Origin of the sequence: Sphingomonas sp. MM-1, assembly GCF_000347675.2 — a bacterium.
Lineage (GTDB): Bacteria > Pseudomonadota > Alphaproteobacteria > Sphingomonadales > Sphingomonadaceae > Sphingomonas_E > Sphingomonas_E fennica.
This window is the reverse complement of sequence record NC_020542.1, coordinates 165,169-184,012: the sequence shown is the minus strand read 5'-3', so window position 1 is coordinate 184,012 and position 18,844 is coordinate 165,169. Positions and strand designations below refer to the sequence as shown.

General features: G+C 62.3%; 13 protein-coding genes and 2 pseudogenes. 4 read left to right on the top strand and 11 right to left on the bottom strand.

From position 1 onward, the window contains the following. Positions 1–506: 506 nt before the first annotated feature. Positions 507–1,396: pseudogene (locus G432_RS22805) on the top strand (IS3 family transposase); the annotation flags it as partial. Between the two features lie 255 nt (positions 1,397–1,651). Here the strand turns inward: G432_RS22805 and G432_RS20095 are convergent. From G432_RS20095 to G432_RS20085, 3 genes are all read right to left on the bottom strand, one after another. After that, the gene (locus G432_RS20095; protein WP_015449313.1) at positions 1,652–1,900 is read right to left on the bottom strand and encodes a hypothetical protein; all 249 of its coding nucleotides are present in this window, start codon (positions 1,898–1,900) and stop codon (positions 1,652–1,654) included. 37 nt (positions 1,901–1,937) lie between these two features. After that, on the bottom strand, positions 1,938–3,110 hold the full coding sequence (gene metB / locus G432_RS20090; protein ID WP_015449312.1) for a cystathionine gamma-synthase: 1,173 nt from the start codon (positions 3,108–3,110) through the stop codon (positions 1,938–1,940). A 424-nt stretch (positions 3,111–3,534) separates the two neighbouring features. Then, the gene (locus tag G432_RS20085) at positions 3,535–3,930 is read right to left on the bottom strand and encodes a MarR family winged helix-turn-helix transcriptional regulator (protein WP_015449310.1); all 396 of its coding nucleotides are present in this window, start codon (positions 3,928–3,930) and stop codon (positions 3,535–3,537) included. Positions 3,931–4,024: 94 nt separating this feature from the next. Here G432_RS20085 and G432_RS20080 point away from each other — a divergent pair, with 94 nt between their 5' ends. Next, positions 4,025–5,809 (top strand): chloride channel protein, encoded by a 1,785-nt coding sequence (locus G432_RS20080; protein WP_015449309.1) that lies wholly within the window; start codon positions 4,025–4,027, stop codon positions 5,807–5,809. Positions 5,810–6,095: 286 nt separating this feature from the next. On the opposite strand, the gene G432_RS20075 is transcribed toward G432_RS20080, so the two are convergent. Both G432_RS20075 and G432_RS22795 read right to left on the bottom strand, forming a co-directional pair. Further along, a protein-coding gene (locus tag G432_RS20075; protein ID WP_236626935.1) for an IS3 family transposase occupies positions 6,096–7,459 on the bottom strand; the annotation gives its coding sequence in 2 pieces (ribosomal slippage) (positions 6,096–7,109 and positions 7,112–7,459; 1,362 coding nt in all). 60 nt (positions 7,460–7,519) lie between these two features. Then, a pseudogene (locus G432_RS22795) lies at positions 7,520–8,610 on the bottom strand (IS3 family transposase); the annotation flags it as partial. A gap of 590 nt (positions 8,611–9,200) precedes the next feature. Between G432_RS22795 and G432_RS20050 the strand changes: the two are divergent. Both G432_RS20050 and G432_RS20045 read left to right on the top strand, forming a co-directional pair. Then, positions 9,201–9,818: a recombinase family protein gene (locus tag G432_RS20050; RefSeq protein ID WP_015449304.1), complete on the top strand. Its 618-nt coding sequence runs from the start codon at positions 9,201–9,203 to the stop codon at positions 9,816–9,818. A gap of 9 nt (positions 9,819–9,827) precedes the next feature. After that, positions 9,828–12,833 (top strand): Tn3 family transposase, encoded by a 3,006-nt coding sequence (locus G432_RS20045; protein WP_015449303.1) that lies wholly within the window; start codon positions 9,828–9,830, stop codon positions 12,831–12,833. Between the two features lie 232 nt (positions 12,834–13,065). Here the strand turns inward: G432_RS20045 and G432_RS20040 are convergent, their stop codons facing one another. From G432_RS20040 to G432_RS20015, 6 genes are all read right to left on the bottom strand, one after another. Beyond that, the gene (locus tag G432_RS20040) at positions 13,066–14,475 is read right to left on the bottom strand and encodes an efflux transporter outer membrane subunit (protein ID WP_015449302.1); all 1,410 of its coding nucleotides are present in this window, start codon (positions 14,473–14,475) and stop codon (positions 13,066–13,068) included. Further along, the gene (locus tag G432_RS20035) at positions 14,469–15,368 is read right to left on the bottom strand and encodes an efflux RND transporter periplasmic adaptor subunit (protein WP_015449301.1); all 900 of its coding nucleotides are present in this window, start codon (positions 15,366–15,368) and stop codon (positions 14,469–14,471) included. The genes G432_RS20040 and G432_RS20035 overlap by 7 nt, the downstream gene beginning before the upstream one ends. Before the next feature lies 1 nt (position 15,369). Beyond that, entirely contained in the window at positions 15,370–15,594 is a 225-nt protein-coding gene (locus tag G432_RS20030) for a DUF1656 domain-containing protein (protein WP_015449300.1), read from the bottom strand. Then, the gene (locus tag G432_RS20025; protein WP_051128864.1) at positions 15,591–17,666 is read right to left on the bottom strand and encodes an FUSC family protein; all 2,076 of its coding nucleotides are present in this window, start codon (positions 17,664–17,666) and stop codon (positions 15,591–15,593) included. Before G432_RS20025 ends, G432_RS20030 begins: the two co-directional genes overlap by 4 nt. A 145-nt stretch (positions 17,667–17,811) precedes the next feature. After that, on the bottom strand, positions 17,812–17,940 hold the full coding sequence (locus tag G432_RS24295; RefSeq protein ID WP_269078710.1) for a hypothetical protein: 129 nt from the start codon (positions 17,938–17,940) through the stop codon (positions 17,812–17,814). Between the two features lie 556 nt (positions 17,941–18,496). After that, entirely contained in the window at positions 18,497–18,820 is a 324-nt protein-coding gene (locus G432_RS20015) for an MHYT domain-containing protein (protein ID WP_236626934.1), read from the bottom strand. Positions 18,821–18,844 lie beyond the last annotated feature (24 nt).

Sequence of the window (18,844 nt, the reverse complement as noted above, 5' to 3'; positions counted from 1 at the left end):
ACCAAACTTCTGTTCGCAGGTCTGGCAGCCGGGTCGATGGCTGCTCTATCCTCGCCCGCGATTGCTCAGATGCCGCCCGGCTCACGGGACTGTTCATTCCAGTCGCTATCGCCGGAGGAAAAGTCTCGGTACCAATCCCGTTACCGGCGCCGCGTGCGCGTCGATGGGCAAGCTTTTGCCGATAAATGGCTGTATGAACAGGTGTGCATGACAGCCTCTGAGCGCAAAGCCCTCCGGCGTCCCCGCAAGGGCAAAAACTGCCGCGCCGTTTCGCGCCCCGTCACCAGCTTGGACGGATCCATGACAGTTGGCATCGGGCGCAAATGCGACTGACGCGCTCGATGCCGCACATGGCGATCATGGTGCGTTTCCAGGAGGGGACCAAATCCTACGCTAAGAATTTTGGCCAGCGATATTCTTCGCCGGTCAGGGTTATGTGCTCCGACCTGCCCCCCGAAAGGTCCCTTATTCTGATGTAGAGTCTGCCCACGAGAAGGAGCAGACGCATGAGGAAGAGCCGTTTCACCGAGGCGCAGATCATCGGGATGATCAAGGAACAGGAGGCAGGGCTTCCAACGGTCGAGGTTTGCCGTAAGCACGGCCTGAGCACGGCGACCTTTTACAAGCTGAAGGCGAAGTACGGCGGCATGGAGGTTTCCGATGCCCATCGGTTGCGGCAATTGGAGGACGAGAACGGCAAGCTGAAGCGGCTCCTGGCCGACAGCATGCTGGACAATGCGATCCTGAAAGACCTGCTGGGAAAAGGCTGACGACGCCGGGCCAGCGGCGCGACGTGGCGCTCGGTGTGATGCGGGACTACCAGGTCTCACAGCGCCGGGCCTGCGTGCTGATTGGCGTCGATCCCAAGACGGTCAGGCGTGAACGCCCGCCGGACCACGGAGCCATCCGCGAAGCGATGCGAGAAATCGCAGGGCAGCGCCGTCGGTTCGGCTATCGTCGGATCGGCGTCATGCTGGAGCGCAAGGGCATGAGCATGAACCACAAGAAGCTCTACCGGCTATATCGGGAGGAAGGCTTGTCTGTGCGCCGACGTCGCGGCCGCAAGCGCGCCCGGGGCAGTCGGACACCGGTGCCGGGGGCACTTCGCCCAGGTGACCGCTGGTCGATGGATTTTGTCGCCGATACGTTTGGCGCGTCGCGCAAGTTCAGGATTCTGGCGATCAACGATGATTGCTGCCGGGAGAACCTGTGCTTGGCAGCGGACACCAGCATCTCGGGGGCTCGAGTGGCGCGCGAACTGGATGCGCTGGTTCGCCTCCATGGGAAACCTGCTTGCATCGTCAGTGACAATGGCACTGAATTTACGAGCCGGGCGATCCTGCAGTGGGCCAGCAAGAACAAGGTCGAGTGGCATTACATCGATCCCGCCCAGCCAGGATCGAAGCGCTGCGACTGTCATTGGCCGACGTCACGCAGCCGCAGAAGCGTTCGAGCACGACCTCTTCGACAAGCAGATCAAGCGGTCGATCCTCGACGCGGTGACGTTCGGCGATGCGCCGCGCGGCGGCGGCGACCGCTTCGGGATTGATTGGATCATCATATTCATGCGTCATCGGCCCGCTCCGTATTCGCCTAAACCAAAGCCATCCTGGCCGCAGCGATCAGAACATCGAGCCTCAATCCCGACTACTCATCGCGCCAGATTGAACAAGGTCAGCATACCGCCAATCGCGATACCGAAGACCATCATCATGACGCCGGCGATCCGCAGAATATAGGTAAGCGGATCCTCATCCTCATTTCCCGCTCGCAACCGGCTTGCGGGCGGTTTCGGGCGTCCGATAGCTCGCCTGAAGCTGGCCTGCCGGAACGCCATGTTGAAACCGAGCAACACAAGAAGCAGTCCGAAAAAATCCACGAGCCATACATAACCGGGCACATTTCTCTCCTGAAGTTTCCAGGATTGCCGCGCGCGTTCATCCCGCGCATGCCGCCAATCCCTGATCGAGGCCGGCGATCAGATCTTGTTCGGCTTCGAGGCCAATCGAAAGCCGTAGCAGGCTGTCGCTGATGCCCGCTCTTGAGCGCGCCTCCTCGCCCATATCGGCATGGGTCATGGTCGCCGGATGCGCGACCAGGCTCTCGATCCCACCCAGCGATTCCGCGAGCGTGAAATAGCCGACCGCAGCGACAAACCGCCGAACCGCTTCCACCCCTCCTGCGAGTTCAAAGCTCAACATCGCCCCGAAACCGCGCTGCTGGCGTGAGGCGATCCGGTGGCCGGGATGGGCGACGAGACCTGGATAGTGGACTTGGGACACCGCCGTATGTCGGTCGAGATATTGCGCGACGATCATCGCGTTGCGCTGCTGCTGCTCCATCCGGGCAAATAGCGTGCGAAGGCCCCGTAAGGTTAGCCAGGCATCAAACGGCGCGCCTGTGCTCCCCACGACATTTGCCCAATTACGCAAATCATCGACCTGCACCGGATCAGCCGCGACAACTGCGCCGCCGATCACGTCGGAATGGCCGTTGAGATATTTGGTCGTGGAATGGATGACATAGTCCGCGCCCAGCGCGATCGGTTGCTGGATAGCCGGTGAAAGAAACGTGTTATCGACGGCAACCGCAGCCCCCGCCGAGCGCGATTTTGCGGCAAGCTCTGCGATATCGACGACCCGCATCAAGGGATTGCTCGGCGTCTCGATAAGCACCAGTGCCGGAATGTCCTCCAGCGCGGCGGCAAAGGCGCTCTCGTCCCCCTGATCAACGAACCGGACGACGCAATGCCCTCGGTTCGCGCGCGCCTTCAACAGGCGCATCGTACCGCCGTAGCAATCATGCGGTGCGAGGATAAGATCGCCCGGCCCGATTCTCCCGACGAGAAGATCGAGCGCGGCCATGCCGCTCGCCGTGATGACCGCGCCTGCGCCACCTTCAAGCTTCGCCAGTGCCTGCCCGAGAAGATCGCGGGTGGGATTACCCGCCCGACCATAGTCATAGGAGCGCGGTTGATCGTAGCCGGCAAACTCATAGGTGCTCGAAAGATAAAGCGGCGGAGCGACAGCTCCAAAGGCCACATCGCTGGCAACGCCGTGCGCGGCGGCGACTGTCTGAAGGCGAGATGCCTGATCTTTGGGTTCAGTCATTGAAGCAACGCCCCTCTGTTACTTGAAGTACGATGCCAGATCGGCTGAGTGGCCAGTTTGCGGCCCAAATATTTTGTAAGTGACCGGCCTGACCGAACTTCGGAAAGACGCCGGCTGCGGCAGGGGGGGCCGCGAGCCGGCGTCTAACCTGGTGAAGTAGCCGCTAAACCGAGACGCCTGCGCCGCCGTCCAGCGATGCGGCCACATCCTGCACCGATCGCCATACTCCGTCTGCGTCATGCACTTATCCTCGGTTTCTGGCTCCCTTCCCGCGCTCCGGCCTGCTTTCGCAGGATCCTCTCCGGGCGCTGTTGTCGTGAAGCAACTTCACTCTGCAGATCGCGTTGTGCCGGTTAGAATAACATAAGACAAATGAATGTTATTTCTGTTTCAATACATCATAATTGCATTAAATGCTGCTTGCTCATCCCAATTGTTCGAAAATGCCGGTGAAGACCGGCCGCAAGCGCTGAATTTCCTCGCGATGGACAGCCGACAGGGCGTCGAGCAAGGCATAAGCCTTGGGGGTAAGGCGTAGCAGCGCCCGCCTGCGATCGGTAGCAGCCGCCTCGCGCGTAATAAGCGCCAAGGCTTCGAGGCGATTGATCAGGCCCGTGGCGCTATGCGGCTTTAATATCAGACGTTCGGCGACATGGCCGACGGTGGCTTCATCCGGCGGACAGCCCCGGATCGCGAGGAGAGCCTGGTGCTGTTGCGGCGTCAGCCCGACTTCGATGGCCTTTTCCTCGCTGAACGCCTGGAAGCGGCGAATGGCGTGGCGAAATGAGGCCAGCGCCACATAGTCGGCATCCCCCAGCAATTTATCCTTTTGCCTCAATTGATCCTCACTGATTGAAATACATCGCAATGCGATATAATGGGCTCGAGCTACTTTTGCAGGATAATATCGATTCATGTCGCTGACACCCCCACGTTCCGTTGAAGGCCACCAACTCGCCGACCATAGTGTCGATCGCCGCATGGTCATGCTGGCGGTCATGGCCGTCGTGGTCGGGACGGGCGGTGCCTTCGGCGCATGGGTGCTGGTCAAACTCATTGCGATTGCCACCAATCTCTTCTGGTTCGGTCGACTCTCCGCCGATCACTCCGTGATAACCGACGCATCGGTGGGCTGGCTGGTGGTCGTGATTCCGATCATCGGCAGCCTTATCGTGGGTCTGATGGCGCGTTTCGGATCGGACAAGATTCGCGGCCATGGCATTCCCGAGGCGATCGAAACGATCCTCTTCGGCGAGAGCCGACTGTCGCTCAAGGTGGCGCTGCTCAAACCCCTGTCCTCAGCGATCTCGATCGGCAGTGGCGGACCCTTCGGCGCGGAAGGACCGATCATCATGACGGGCGGGGCCATTGGTTCGCTGTTCGCCCAATGCTTCCATCTCAGCGCGGCCGAGCGCAAGACGCTCCTCGTGGCCGGTGCGGCAGCCGGCATGACCGCCATCTTCGGTACGCCGCTCGCGGCGATCTTGCTGGCCGTCGAAGTGCTCCTGTTCGAGTGGAAACCGCGCAGCTTCGTCCCCGTCCTCGTTGCAGCACTTGTTTCCTTCGCCTGGCGTCCGCTTCTGCTCGGATCGGGACCGATGTTTCCAATGGCGGCGATGGCTCCGCAGGAAAGCTGGGCCCTGCTCGCTTCCGGCGGGATCGGCCTCGTCGTCGGTCTTGAAGCCGCTCTACTATCGACATCCCTCTACCGTATCGAGGATCTCTTCCATCGCCTGCCATTCCACTGGATGTGGTGGCCGGCGATCGGTGCGGTGGTCGTTGGTCTGGGTGGTCTCATCGATGCACATGTGCTTGGCGCCGGTTATGCGAGCATCGAGGCTCTCCTCAATGGCTCGTTATCGCTCCGGGTCGTTGCTGCGCTCCTCGTCGTGAAGGCCATCGTCTGGTTGGTCGCGCTGGGGTCAGGCACGTCTGGCGGCGTTCTTGCCCCGCTCCTCATCCTGGGCGGCGCAGCCGGCTTCCTGCTCGGGCAGTTCCTGCCCGGCGATCCGGGGTTCTGGGCCATGATCGGCATGGCGGGAATCATGAGCGGCGCGATGCGTGCGCCGATGACGGGCGCGATCTTCGCGGTCGAACTCACCGGGCACTTCAGCGCCATCCCATGCACGATCGCGGCTGCGGGCGGCGCCTATGCCATCAGCGTGCTGCTGATGCGGCGATCGATCCTCACCGAGAAAATCGCGCGGCGCGGACGGCATATCCTGCAGGAATATACGGTCGATCCGCTCGACCTCATCCAGGCCGGTCAGATCATGACGCGCGATCCGGCGACCCTACCGGGCACGATGACCGTGGAGGCGGCGGTATCCTTCTTCGCAACCAAAGCCGTGCATCGCAGCTATCCGGTGACCGACCCGCAAGGAAGATTGCTGGGTCTCGTCTCTCGCACCGATGCCCTGCGCTGGCAGGGCGAGCGCGACGACGATCAAACGCCGCTCATCGACGCCATCTCGGACGCAGCACAGCCCGTTGCCTATCCCGATACGCCCACCGGCGTCGTCGCCGATCTCATCGTCGAATCCGGCATCGGTCGCATTCCGATCATCGAGCCCGGAACCAGGCGCGTGCTCGGCATCCTTTCGCGCCAGGATCTGCTCAAGACCCGCAGCGCAAACCGCCATGCCGAACTTGGTCGCTCACGCCATCTCGGAACAAAACTCCAACCACGCACGCAGTAGAACGGCCTAGGATCGGTCGGTTACGACGTGCAAGGACGGGACCGGGGAACCAACCCGCACCTATTTTCGTTCGTATTGCGATACAAACTCCTGCCGCGGCATCGGAAAAGGAGGAACGGGGGACGTCGCATGTCGGACGCCAAGGTGCTGCTGCTGGTTGAGGACGAGCGGCTTATCCTGTGGACGCTGCAGGAGATGCTAGAATTCGGCGGTGTCCGTCGTCGAGACATTTGGCACAGATCGGGGCGTGGATTAGCGGAGAGCGAGCCTCGTCTGGGGGTTGATGTTAGGCGGCGAGCTTGCGGTGAAGCAAGCGGCGATATTCGATGGTTTTTTGCTTGATGGTTTCGCGACGCTTGATGATAGCGGGAGCCCTGCCGAAGTAGGCGTCAGCGGGCGTCACGTTGTTCAGGCTCTCGTGGTAGCGCTGGTGATTGTAGTGCTCCACGAACGCTTCGATCTGGGCTTCGAGGTCGCCGGGCAGGAAGTAATGTTCCAACAGGATGCGATTCTTCAAGGTCTGGTGCCAGCGCTCGATCTTGCCCTGCGTTTGCGGATGCAACGGGGCGCCACGGACGTGACTCATCTGCTGGGCCTCGATGTACTCGGCGAGTTCGCCCGCGATGTAACTGGGGCCGTTGTCGGATAGTAGCCGGGGCTTGTGCAGGACCGTGGCGCTGTCGCAGCCCGATGCCTTGAGGGCCAAGTCCAGCGTGTCAGTGACGTCCTCGGCGCGCATGTTGGTGCACAGTTTCCAGGCAATGATGTAGCGCGAGTAGTCGTCGAGCACGGTCGACAGGTACATCCAGCCCCACCCGATGATCTTGAAGTAGGTGAAGTCGGTTTGCCACATCTCATTCGGCCGGGTGGTCTTCGTGTGGAACTGGTCAGCGGCCTTGATCACGGTATAGGCTGGACTGGTGATCAGGTCATGGGCCTTCAACAGGCGGTAAACCGTGGCTTCCGACACGAAATAGCGCTTCTCGTCGGTGAAGCGCACCGCCAGTTCGCGAGGGGAAAGCTCGGTCGCCTCGAGCGCCATCTCGACGATCTGCGCGCGGATATCCTCGGTGATGCGGTTCCACACCCGGCTCGGCGCCGAGGGGCGATCCTCCAGGGCTTCAGGACCGCCCTCAAGGAAGCGGTCATACCAGCGGTAGAACGTCCGGCGAGGAATACCCAGCTTGTCCAGAGTGTGCTTGGCCGGCAGGTGCGACTGCTCGACGATCCTGATAATCTCCAGCTTTTCTGCGGCGGGGTACCTCATTCGTCGTCGCCCCCATCCGCGATCATGCTTTTTTTGAGCAGGCGGTTTTCCAACGTCAGGTCAGCAACGCATTCCTTCAGGGCACGGGCTTCACGGCGCAGATCCTGCACCTCGCCCGTGGTCGCAGAACGGGCGGTATCGCCCGCGAGCCGGCGTTTGCCGGCCTCCATGAACTCTTTCGACCAGGTGTAGTAGAGGCTCTGGGCGATGCCTTCACGCCGACACAGCTCGGCGATGCTGTCCTCGCCGCGCAATCCGTCGAGCACGATGCGGATCTTGTCCTCGGCCGAGAAATGCCGCCGCGTCTGTCGGCGAATGGCTTTCACCACGGCTTCGGCAGAGGCCTTTGCTGGCGATTTTCGCAAGGAGGGTTTGGGCTTCATCTTCGTTCCTTCGTCACTACGACGAAGCCCAAACCCTCCTTAAATCTCAACCCCTAATCTGTGCCATGGGCGCTGACGCCGGACAATCTGCTGGGCCTCGATGTACTCGGCGAGTTCGCCCGCGATGTAACTGGGGCCGTTGTCGGATAGTAGCCGGGGCTTGTGCAGGACCGTGGCGCTGTCGCAGCCCGATGCCTTGAGGGCCAAGTCCAGCGTGTCAGTGACGTCCTCGGCGCGCATGTTGGTGCACAGTTTCCAGGCAATGATGTAGCGCGAGTAGTCGTCGAGCACGGTCGACAGGTACATCCAGCCCCACCCGATGATCTTGAAGTAGGTGAAGTCGGTTTGCCACATCTCATTCGGCCGGGTGGTCTTCGTGTGGAACTGGTCAGCGGCCTTGATCACGGTATAGGCTGGACTGGTGATCAGGTCATGGGCCTTCAACAGGCGGTAAACCGTGGCTTCCGACACGAAATAGCGCTTCTCGTCGGTGAAGCGCACCGCCAGTTCGCGAGGGGAAAGCTCGGTCGCCTCGAGCGCCATCTCGACGATCTGCGCGCGGATATCCTCGGTGATGCGGTTCCACACCCGGCTCGGCGCCGAGGGGCGATCCTCCAGGGCTTCAGGACCGCCCTCAAGGAAGCGGTCATACCAGCGGTAGAACGTCCGGCGAGGAATACCCAGCTTGTCCAGAGTGTGCTTGGCCGGCAGGTGCGACTGCTCGACGATCCTGATAATCTCCAGCTTTTCTGCGGCGGGGTACCTCATTCGTCGTCGCCCCCATCCGCGATCATGCTTTTTTTGAGCAGGCGGTTTTCCAACGTCAGGTCAGCAACGCATTCCTTCAGGGCACGGGCTTCACGGCGCAGATCCTGCACCTCGCCCGTGGTCGCAGAACGGGCGGTATCGCCCGCGAGCCGGCGTTTGCCGGCCTCCATGAACTCTTTCGACCAGGTGTAGTAGAGGCTCTGGGCGATGCCTTCACGCCGACACAGCTCGGCGATGCTGTCCTCGCCGCGCAATCCGTCGAGCACGATGCGGATCTTGTCCTCGGCCGAGAAATGCCGCCGCGTCTGTCGGCGAATGGCTTTCACCACGGCTTCGGCAGAGGCCTTTGCTGGCGATTTTCGCAAGGAGGGTTTGGGCTTCATCTTCGTTCCTTCGTCACTACGACGAAGCCCAAACCCTCCTTAAATCTCAACCCCTAATCTGTGCCATGGGCGCTGACGCCGGACAGCCAGACTGCCTCGCGCCAGCGAAGTCAAACTCCCGCATCGTCTTCTCGACTTCTCCGATGCCCAGTCGCTTGTAGAAACACGTCCGCTGCCTCGAGGTCGATTGCCGGTCGATGTAGTAAGCCCATTCTCCCGAACCGACCGGGCTCGCAGGAACATCAATGCGGTGAACCACCAGAGAGCAGGCCTTGGCCGTCTCCTTCACCTCATCCCAGCTAGGCTGCCGCATCGGCTGTGCTGAGACGGATGCGTCTGTCATCACGTAACCGAACGAAGCGATGATGATCAGCCAGCGTATGTCGACGATGCTACAGTCTGCACAGAATGTCCGCAAGGGGGCGGAAGCGGCCGTCTGGTTTTTCCAATAAACCCCGGTTTGATGCGAAGCGGTCCGACGAACGCGATCGACCCACTGGACGGCCTTCAATCTCACATCTACCCGTCCAGAAACCTATAGCCGGTAAACCCATCGTTCGATAGATTGATGCAAGAGGGAGCGGGCGTCGATGCTGATCGGGTACATGCGGGTGTCGACGGGCGAGCAGAATCTCGATCTGCAACGTGATGCGCTCGATCGTGCCGGATGCAACCGGATCTTCGACGACGTTTGCTCGGGCCGTACGACCGAACGGCCTGGGCTCGACAAGGCAATCGATATCATGCGTGATGGCGACGCTCTTGTTGTCTGGAAGCTCGACCGAATTGGACGGTCGCTGCCTCACGTCGTCGGGCTGGTCGGAGATCTGCAGAAGCGCGGCGTCGGCCTGAAGGTGCTGACCGGCGATATCGATACGACGACCGTCACGGGCCGGTTAGTGTTCGGCATCTTCGCAACCCTGGCCGAGTTCGAGCGCGACCTGATCCACGAGCGCACGATGGCAGGGCTGGCTGCGGCCAGGGCCCGTGGCCGCGCGGGCGGGCGGCCACGGGTGATGACGAAACAGAAGTTGAAGGCCGCAATGGCGTTGATGGCAGACCGCGACAATGCCGCGCGCGACGTCGCTGTCCAGCTCGGAGTATCGGTGTCGACACTCTATGCCTATGTCGACGCCAAAGGACAGCCGCGAGAGCGGGCCAGCGAACTGTTGGCCAAGCGCGGGACCAGATCCGCGGCAGCGGCATAGCGTGAAGCGGTGCCAGTCAGCTTTCTCTCGGACGACCAGGCACTGCGATATGGTCGCTTCGTAGGCGATCCGACCTCGGAACAGCTGGCGCGGCACTTTCATCTCGACGATGCGGACCGGGCGTTCATCGGCGCACACCGCGGCGACCACAACCGGCTCGGTGTCGCGGTGCAGCTAGGCTCGTTGAGGCTGCTCGGCACTTTTCTCGAAGATCCGGCGCAAATACCTGCGTCCGTCACGCGATTTGCTGGCGACCAACTGGCGATCGACGGATCGGCCGAACTAATGGCGCGATATTGCGCGACCAAGGGACGATGGCGGCACGGCCCGCGCATCCGCATTCATTATGGCTACCGAGTCTTCTCCGATCCCGGCGTCGCGTTCCGATTGCATCGTTTCCTGTATGCGCTGTGCTGGACGGGCACCGATCGACCGTCGGCCCTGTTCGACGCAGCCGCGACATGGCTGCTCGAGTTCAAGGTGATGTTACCGGGATTGTCCGTCCTCGAGCGCGATATCGCACGGGTCCGCACGCGAGTCGCCGCGCACGTCCATCGCCGCCTGGTCGACAAGCTGACGTCAGAGCAACGTACCCGGCTCGATACGCTCGTCGCTGTTGCCGAAGATGGACGGCAAAGCCCGCTCGATCGACTCCGTGATGGGCCATATCTGCAAAGCGGCCCTGAGATCAGCCGGGCCATCGACCGACTGACCGAAATCCGTACATTCACCACAGGCTTGCCCGAACTCGACCGCGTACCGCCCGGCAAGGCCGCCGCATTAGCGCGATTTGCCGGCGCCGCGAAAGCGCAGGCCGTCGCCCGGTTGCCGGACGATCGCCGCGCGGCGACCCTGGTTGCCTTCATCCGGACGCTTGAAGCGTCGGCCAGCGACGATGTCATCGACCTGTTCGACGCCGTGTCGACCAAGATGTTCTCCAATGCGCGCATCAACGCCAAGGAGGCGCGGATGCGCTCACTGCGCGATCTCGACGCCGCATCGCTCCGGCTTCGCGATGTCGGGGCGGTGCTGCTCGATGACAGTATCGGCGACACCGAGGTCCGCGCAGCCGTGTTCGCGCTCGTCGACCGGGCAGCGCTGACCGAGGCCGTCGCGCAGGTGAACCTGCTCGCCCGGCCGACCGACGAGAGCTACTTCGTCGAGTTGCGCCAGCAGACTGGCACGATGCGCTATCTGCCGAAGATGCTTGCTGGGCTCGATCTTGCGGCGGCGCCAGCGGGGCAGCCGCTGTTGGACGCGGTCGATCACCTGCGGAGAGTTCACCAGGGTGAAAAGCGCCGTGGACCGGTACCAACATCTTTCGTACCCAAGGCCTGGGCCCGCCAGCTGAAGACCGCGGACGGTGCATTCGATCTGATCGGATACCGGCTTTGTACGCTCGACCGACTACGCCGCGCCATCCGTCGCCGCGACGTCTTTCCCGTTCGCTCACTTCGCTATGCCGATCCTCGCAAGGGCCTACTGACGGGAGCTGGCTGGGAGGCGGCGCGACCGACGGTATGCCGCACGGTCGGCGTGGCGGTCGCTGGCGACGAGGAAATCGCCAAACTTTCGGCGCGGCTCGATCTTGCCTACCGCGAAACAGCCGCGCGCGTGCCGGACAACGATGCGGTGACAATTACGAAGACCGCGAGCGCCGCCGACCTATCAATCGCACCGCTCGATAAGATCGACGAGCCATTGAGCCTCACCAACCTGCATAATGCGATCGATGCGCGACTGCCGCGGCTCGATCTCCCCGAGCTGATCCTGGAGATGCACGCGCGAACGGGGTTCGGGGCAGCGTTCACTCATGCCAGTGAGGGCAATGCGCGCGCTGAGGATATAGCGACCACGATCTGTGCAGTGCTTGTCGCGGAGGCAACCAATACCGGGTTCGAGCCGCTTGTCCGCTCGGAGGTCCCCGCCTTGCGCCGGTCGCGGCTGAGCTGGGTGAAGCAGAACTTCATGCGGGCCGAAACGCTGACGGCGGCCAACGCGCTACTGGTCGCCGCGCATAACAGGATTCCACTGACCCGTGCCTGGGGCGGCGGCGAGGTCGCCTCGGCCGATGGGCTGCGATTCACCGTGCCGGTCCGCACGATCCACGCCGGCCCGAACCCGCGCTATTTCGGGCGCGAACGCGGCGTCACCTGGTACAATCTGGTTTCCGACCGTTTTTCCGGGCTGAATGCCGTGACGGTCCCCGGTACGTTGCGCGACAGCCTCCATCTGCTGGCGGTCGTGCTCGACCAGGAAACCGAATTGCGGCCAAGCGAAATCATGACCGATACGGCCGGCTATACCGACACGATTTTCGGCGTTTTCTACCTCCTCGGGCTCCAGTTCTCGCCGCGCATCGCCGATATCGGCGGCGCGCGGTTCTGGCGTGTCGATGGAAAGGCCGATTACGGTGTGCTGGACGACCTCGCGTCGAACAGGATCAACACCAAGCTGATCGTCGAGCACTGGGATGACCTGCTGCGCCTGGCCGGATCGCTGAAACTCGGCGTCGTGCGCGCGACTGGGCTCACCCGTGTCCTTCAGACCAACGATCGCCCGACCAAGCTAGCGCGCGCGCTCCAGGAACTTGGCCGCCTCATCAAGTCGCTCTACATGCTGCGGTTCATCGATGACGAAACCTACCGGCGACGCATCCTGGTCCAGCTCAACCGGGGCGAGAGCCGTCACCAGCTCGCCCGCACCGTATTCCACGGCAAGCGCGGTGAGCTTCGTCAGCGTTACCGCGAAGGGCAAGAAGATCAACTCGGCGCGCTTGGGCTCGTCGTCAATCTGGTCGTGCTCTGGAACACGATCTACATCGACGCCGCGCTCAACCAGCTCCGCACCGAAGGTCATGTGATCCTCGACGAGGACGTCGCGCGCCTCTCGCCGCTCGGCTCCCAACACATCAACATGCTCGGGCGCTACGCCTTCACCATCCCCGACATGGTCGCGCGCGGCGAGCTGCGGCCGCTCCGTGATCCCAGCGTCACGGGCATCGACGATGCCTGAAGCCGCGCCTTATGTAGGTTTTCTGTTCCGTTGCTACTCAACCCCCGACGATGGCAAGGTGGGGAGCCTCACGCTCGATCGCACCGTCGAGGAGAAATGAGCGGGAACCGGGTTCGGCATCACCGAATTTGTACTGCGGTCGTCGGTCAGCGAATCCTGGAAGGCTGCGCGCACGCGCCAGCAGCAAACGTGGCAGCCCAGGTTCTGACGGCAGAGGAAATCACATCGCGTTTCAGTTGGTCCATCCTCCGCCAAGTGTGAGGAACAGCGTAATCTGATCGTCATTGATCGCCGCGCGCGCCTCGGCCGCCGCCTGATCCGCCGCGATCCGATCACGTTCAGCCTCGAGCGCGGGCAACGCGGCGATCTTGCCTCCACGCCGCAACTGACTTATCCGCATCGCTGCTCGCATGGCATCTTCGGATGCACGATCCAGGCTTTCCTGCTGCTCAAGCCCAGCTTGATAATTGGTCAGCGCCGTCTCAACCTCTCGCAACGCCTTGATCACCGCGCCGTCAAACGCGGCGAGGTCGCCGCGACTTTGGGCCTCAGTTGCCACAATGCGGGCGCGAACGGCATGTCGGTTGAGCGTCCAACTGATCAGCGGCCCGAGACCAAAACGGTTGGTAAGCGGTGACAGGAAATCGGCGGCAGCCCCCGTGGAGCCGATCGATGCCCCCAGGCGGATGTCTGGATAGAGATCCGCCGTGGCGACGCCGATCCGCGCCGTCGCCGCGGCGAGCCGGCGCTCGGCCATGCGGATGTCGGGCCGACGCTTGAGCAGCGCGGCACCGTCGCCAACGGGGATCATGCGTGTCAGCGCAAGCGGGGCATGGCACGCCAACAAGCCGGGGTCCGCGTCGCTCGGCATGCGACCGGCCAGCGCTGTGGCACGGAAAAGGGCGTTGCGTTGGCGCGCCACCAATTGTGGGAGCCGGGCCTGGCTCGCTTCGAGCAACGCTTGTCGCCGGTCCAGTTCATAGGGTGCCGCGCGTCCATGCGACACCATGATCCGGGTTAATCGAACACTTTGCTCTAGGACAGCAATCGCACGACCCAACACATCGCGCTGATAGCCCGCGTTACAGATGTCGGCATAGGCGCGCGCCGTCTCGGCCGCGACGGTCACACGCACCAGATCGCGCGCCGCCACGGCAGCGTCGGCATCGGCACTTGCTGCCTCGATCCCGCGCTTTATTCCGCCGAACAGATCGAGATCATAGCTGGCCCCGATGCCCATATTGTAGATTTGCCGCGTCGGCGGCTTCACATGGCTCAACTCGGCTTCCGCCGAGCGCTGGGCCCAGCTTGTTTCGGCGTTCGCGCTGCCCTGAATTTCCCGGCCCGCATTGCGCTGGTCGAGCAAGGCCAGACTGCGTTCGAGATTGGCCTCGGCCACTCGCAGATCCGTATTGGCGGCGAATGCCTGTTCGATCAGCCGGTCGAGGGTCGGGTTCTCGTAGAGCCGCCACCAATGATCGGGCAGCGGTTCCTGCGTCGTGGCCGCGCCTATCGACTGAAACGCGCCTTGCGCCGCAGGTGCCTTCACCATCGCGGCGTCAGGCACATGATAATCGGGTCCGACCACCGTGCAGCCGCCCAGCGCGGCTGCAGCCGCCAGCACCAGCGCGCGCCTTACCATGGCAGGCTCCGGTGTACGCTGCGCCCATCATCGCGCGGATGAACGACAACCGTGGCCGTCTGGCCCGGAATCATCCGTACATTAGGCGGTATTCTATCAATCGTGACACGCACGGGAATGCGCTGCGCGAGGCGAACCCAGGTGAAGGACGGGTTTACATTAGCCAGTTGCCCGTCGGTTCCGGCCCGCTCGCGATCCTCGACACCGCCCGCAATGCTCTGAACATGCCCCTCGATCTCGTCAGCAACGCCCATCAGGTAGATGCTTGCACGGTCGCCGACGCGGATCGCCGGCAATTTTGTTTCCTCAAAATAACCTTCCACCCGGAGCGAGTGGTCATAGACGAGCGCTAACGCGGCTTTGCCGGCCGTCAGATAGACCCCGGGCTGGAGCGACATGTTGGACACGGTCCCGTCCACCGGTGCACGCACGATGGTTCGTTCCAGATTGAAGCGAGCCAGGTCGCGCGCTGCCACCGCCTGACCAATCGTCGCCCGCAGTCCTTCGACCCGCGCCGTGCCTTGTTCGATCACTTCAGCAGCGATCACTTCGGGCATGGCCCGGTTGCGCCGATCCTCACGGACAGCTTGCGCGAGCGCGGTGCGCTGGCTTGCCACGTTGGCCTCGGCCTGTTCCAGCGCAAGCCGGTAGCGCGGACGGTCGATGATGAAGAGTATCTCGCCCTTTCGGACCTTCTGATTGTCGGCGACCTTCACCTCGGTGACGAGCCCACTGACATCGGCGGCCACCGGCACCATGTCCGCGCGCACCTTGCCATCGCGCGTGACCGGCTCGACCTGATAGCGCAGCCACAGTGCATATATCGCCCCCAGAACTACGAGTATGACGAGGAGCGTGGCGAGCGATCGCAGGAGATTTTGTCGGTGCAACATGTCAAGACGCGACCCATCGGTAGAGGACACTATCGGCGAGCGCGCTCAGGCCCCACCACAGCAGAATGAAGAGAGCGAGCTCGAGCAGGCTTGGGTGCCAGAGCAGTCGATAGCCCGGCAGGCGCTGCAGGAGCCCGCGCACAATATAGACGAGCACCGCGGCCAGCACGCCCCAGGCGAGCGCCGCCGGCATATAAACGCCGAGCACATTGATCTCCTCGATCATGCGCTTTCCCCAGCTCTTGATGAAACGATATGGGGCGCAGCGGCAGTCGGGAAGAGATTGCAGCGCATCCCTACCAGCGCCCGCAAGGCAGGCCGGCGATGCTCATCGAGCGGCAGGCTGAGAAGCGCTTCCAAGGCCCGGTCGATCGGATCGAGCAAGCCGGGCGGCGGAGCATCCGCATGGCCATGGCGCCAGCGATCCCCATAAAACACCGCCAGCACGGCAAGTACCGCGCCCAGGCGGTGCCGCACGTTATGCGGGACATGAGACAGCGCCCGGCGGATCGGAATGATGTTGCGGCCGATCCTGAGGTCCGCCAGACCGTCAGCGGCACGGAGTCTATCGCCGGCGGGTGCCACCGCCATGCGTGCAGCCACCTGCCCGAGCCGATCGACCGCTCTTGCCGTCCAGCGGTCCGGACGGAACGGCCGACGAATGTCCGCAAGTAGGGCCAGTTCACCCCAGTTCGCGCGCAGGATACGCCGGGCGGTCCACAGGACATTGGCCGATCGGAACATGCGGGTGACGGCAAGCGTCGCTACAATTCCACCCAGCTGGGCCAACCCAGTGTTGATGAACAGTGCAAAATCCGCCTGAAAACGCGCGAGAAAGCCCATGGCGACAATGAAGCAGGAGAACATCGGCAATGCCTGCGGCGAACGTGCGGGATCGGCCTGGATATAGCCCATCCACAGCAAGGCTGGCGCCAGGGTGACGATCAGCATTTCATAGCCATCGACCCGGGGCAGGATCACGAAAAGATAGAGGGCCGCCAACGGAAAGGTCTTGAGCGTCGCCACGAGATAGCGACCGATCACCGGCGCGGGATCGTCCTGTGCGGCAAAAGAACAGGTAATGAGCGCGGCAAAGGCCGCGGTCGCCGATCCATTAGGCCAGGCGAGCAGGATCCAGACGGCGCAATAGAGCCCGATTGCCGTGGCGGTCGCCAGGCCCGCGAGCGCAGCGACGCCATGATCGCGGGCAAGCGAAAAGGATTCTGCGGCAAGAATTTTAACGCTGGGCCGACCCGGTGACCCGATCCTGTCCGCCAGCCTTCGACTCGCGGCCAATGCGGTCAGGAACTCGGCGATGCGGATGCAGGCGCTCGCGGTCAGCAGGTCGTTCCAGTCGCCGCGCGCCTCAGCGGCAGCCGCCAGCGCCTCGCACCGCCGCACCAGCGATCCCACCCGGTGCAGCTCGCTTTGCTCATCATCCAGCCAGTCGGTGACGTCGGCCAGCAAAGCTTCGAGCTCCGGGGGGAGATCGCCAGCTTCGCGAAGGCGGTCGAGCCGGTTCGCCGCAGCCGAGGCAAGTGGCAGGACGGTGGCGAGCTGCTGTTGCAAGGCCGTAACCCGTCGCCGGGTCGCGGGAGCCCAGCGCTGATCGAACGGCAAATGGACCGCGATCATGCCGAGTTCGGTGACGTCCGCCGCCAGTGCGCGGCGATGCGCGTCCTCGAGACGGGTATGTTGACTGCCAAGCGCCTCTGCCGTCCAGCGGCGGGCGTGACCCAAAAAAGATTGGACACGGGCGCGAATAGCCGGCGTCGCGCTCCAGGGTTGGAGCAGCGCATGAACCGCCGTCACGCACAGGATAGCAACCGTCATCTCCTGCACCCTCGCGGCCGTGGTTTCGAAAATATTCCCCGGATCATCGAGATACGGAAAGCTGATCACCGCTGAGCTGAACGCCGCCATCTGGAACAGGAAAGCACGCGGGGTGCGATCAAGAACCGCAAGATAGATGCAGAAACCTGTCCAGGCCGCGAGGCACAAGACCAGAAGTTCGGGCGAGTTCTGCAAGTTGGGAACGAGCAGGATCGTGACAGCGGCACCGGTTAGTATGCCGCCCAGACGGTAGAGAACCTTGGGCCGAAAGGCACCGGCCATGGGTTGAGCGGTAACGTATACCGTCAACAGAGCCCACCAGGGGCGCGGCAAACTGGCTGAGAAGGCTATGGCCAACGTAGCGGCTGCCGCCAGCAAGCTGCTGAGCGAGAAGAGCAGCTTCTGGGGGTCAACCACCAAGGGAGAGGCTGGCAGGCGTTTCCCGCCTGCAAACGCAACAAGCATCACTGACAACCATGACAAACGGGATTGTCACGATCGACAGCGACCGTGGTCATTACCTCCCATGGATATGAGAAAGCTCTTTAACCGAGCCAGCGCCCTAAACCGTAAATCAAAATATTAATGGATAAGCGCAAATATTTTGCGTTTAATTCTTTCTTGTGGACGCGCGCGAATTGGTGCCCTGGTCTGTCTTGTTCGAACCATCAGACATGTCCTGCCCTTTGCCCGACACAAAGAATGCGGCGATCGGTACGGCGAGGAAAATCAGCAGCATAGTCTGCTCCTCACTGAGGAGGCGATATTCGCTGAGGCAATAGAGAGCAAAGGCGAGCCCAGCGAACAGAAGCGTCCCCAGAGCCCGCGACCATGTAAAAACGGCCTGTGTAGCAGGGTCGCCCGACATAAACCTCTTCATGCGGCATCCTCTCCTGTCGATGCTCGCTCGCAACCAGCTATCTTCATGGTTTGATAGAAGCAGGGTGAAAGAATGCGCACTGCGTCGCAAACGAATGTTTTTGCAGGTTAAGCGCAAAAACTCTGAGGTCGCGCAACCGGGGCATCAGCATAGCACGCAGGGGCGTTCGCAAAGCGAGAGTAGGAAGCGCCTATTCGTCCGCTATCAACTGAGGAGTTGGCGCTTTCAAAGCCGCTTCGATCAGGCGACGCACCTTCCCTCGGCGTGCTAGGTCCGAACCCCCAGCTGCAGCGACTTCACGCCGGGCTCGTCGAACGAAACTGCGCATTTCAGCAAAGCTCGGCCGTCTATTCTGGCCTAGAACCGCGATGAGGGCGGGATAGATCCAGATCTGCGTTGCCATCAGTGCTTTCCTTTAGAGAGGGCGGAGCGGCCCGGCTTGGTTATCGCGCGAAGATCCTCCATCCCGTTCTTCCCGGCCTACCAGATAGAGCAGGCCTGCCCCAACCAGAGCGAACACGGTGGCCATCTTCACGAACTCACTTTGCCCTAACGCAGCCAGCCAGGTGCCACCGACTATGATGAGCAGAAAAGCCGCGCCCCAGCGCGGATGATGAACGCGGGTGGCCAGCCACCAAGCCAGACAGGACAGCGATATCGCGACCAGCAAGCTGCCCAACGTCAGGCCGACAGCCGTGACCAGGATTTGCAACATCGGCATATCTGCCTCCATCGACATCCCCTCCGCGCCCTTCGTTCCAAT

Bases quoted from the DNA above. Each gene is read 5' to 3' on its own strand.
- metB (WP_015449312.1), bottom strand. From the start codon at position 3,110: ATGACTGAACCCAAAGATCAGGCATCTCGCCTTCAGACAGTCGCCGCC.
- G432_RS20080 (WP_015449309.1), top strand. From the start codon at position 4,025: ATGTCGCTGACACCCCCACGTTCCGTTGAAGGCCACCAACTCGCCGAC.
- G432_RS20050 (WP_015449304.1), top strand. From the start codon at position 9,201: ATGCTGATCGGGTACATGCGGGTGTCGACGGGCGAGCAGAATCTCGAT.
- G432_RS20040 (WP_015449302.1), bottom strand. From the start codon at position 14,475: ATGGTAAGGCGCGCGCTGGTGCTGGCGGCTGCAGCCGCGCTGGGCGGC.
- G432_RS20035 (WP_015449301.1), bottom strand. From the start codon at position 15,368: ATGTTGCACCGACAAAATCTCCTGCGATCGCTCGCCACGCTCCTCGTC.
- G432_RS20030 (WP_015449300.1), bottom strand. From the start codon at position 15,594: ATGATCGAGGAGATCAATGTGCTCGGCGTTTATATGCCGGCGGCGCTC.
- G432_RS20025 (WP_051128864.1), bottom strand. From the start codon at position 17,666: ATGCTTGTTGCGTTTGCAGGCGGGAAACGCCTGCCAGCCTCTCCCTTG.
- G432_RS24295 (WP_269078710.1), bottom strand. From the start codon at position 17,940: ATGCTGCTGATTTTCCTCGCCGTACCGATCGCCGCATTCTTTGTGTCG.
- G432_RS20015 (WP_236626934.1), bottom strand. From the start codon at position 18,820: ATGTCGATGGAGGCAGATATGCCGATGTTGCAAATCCTGGTCACGGCT.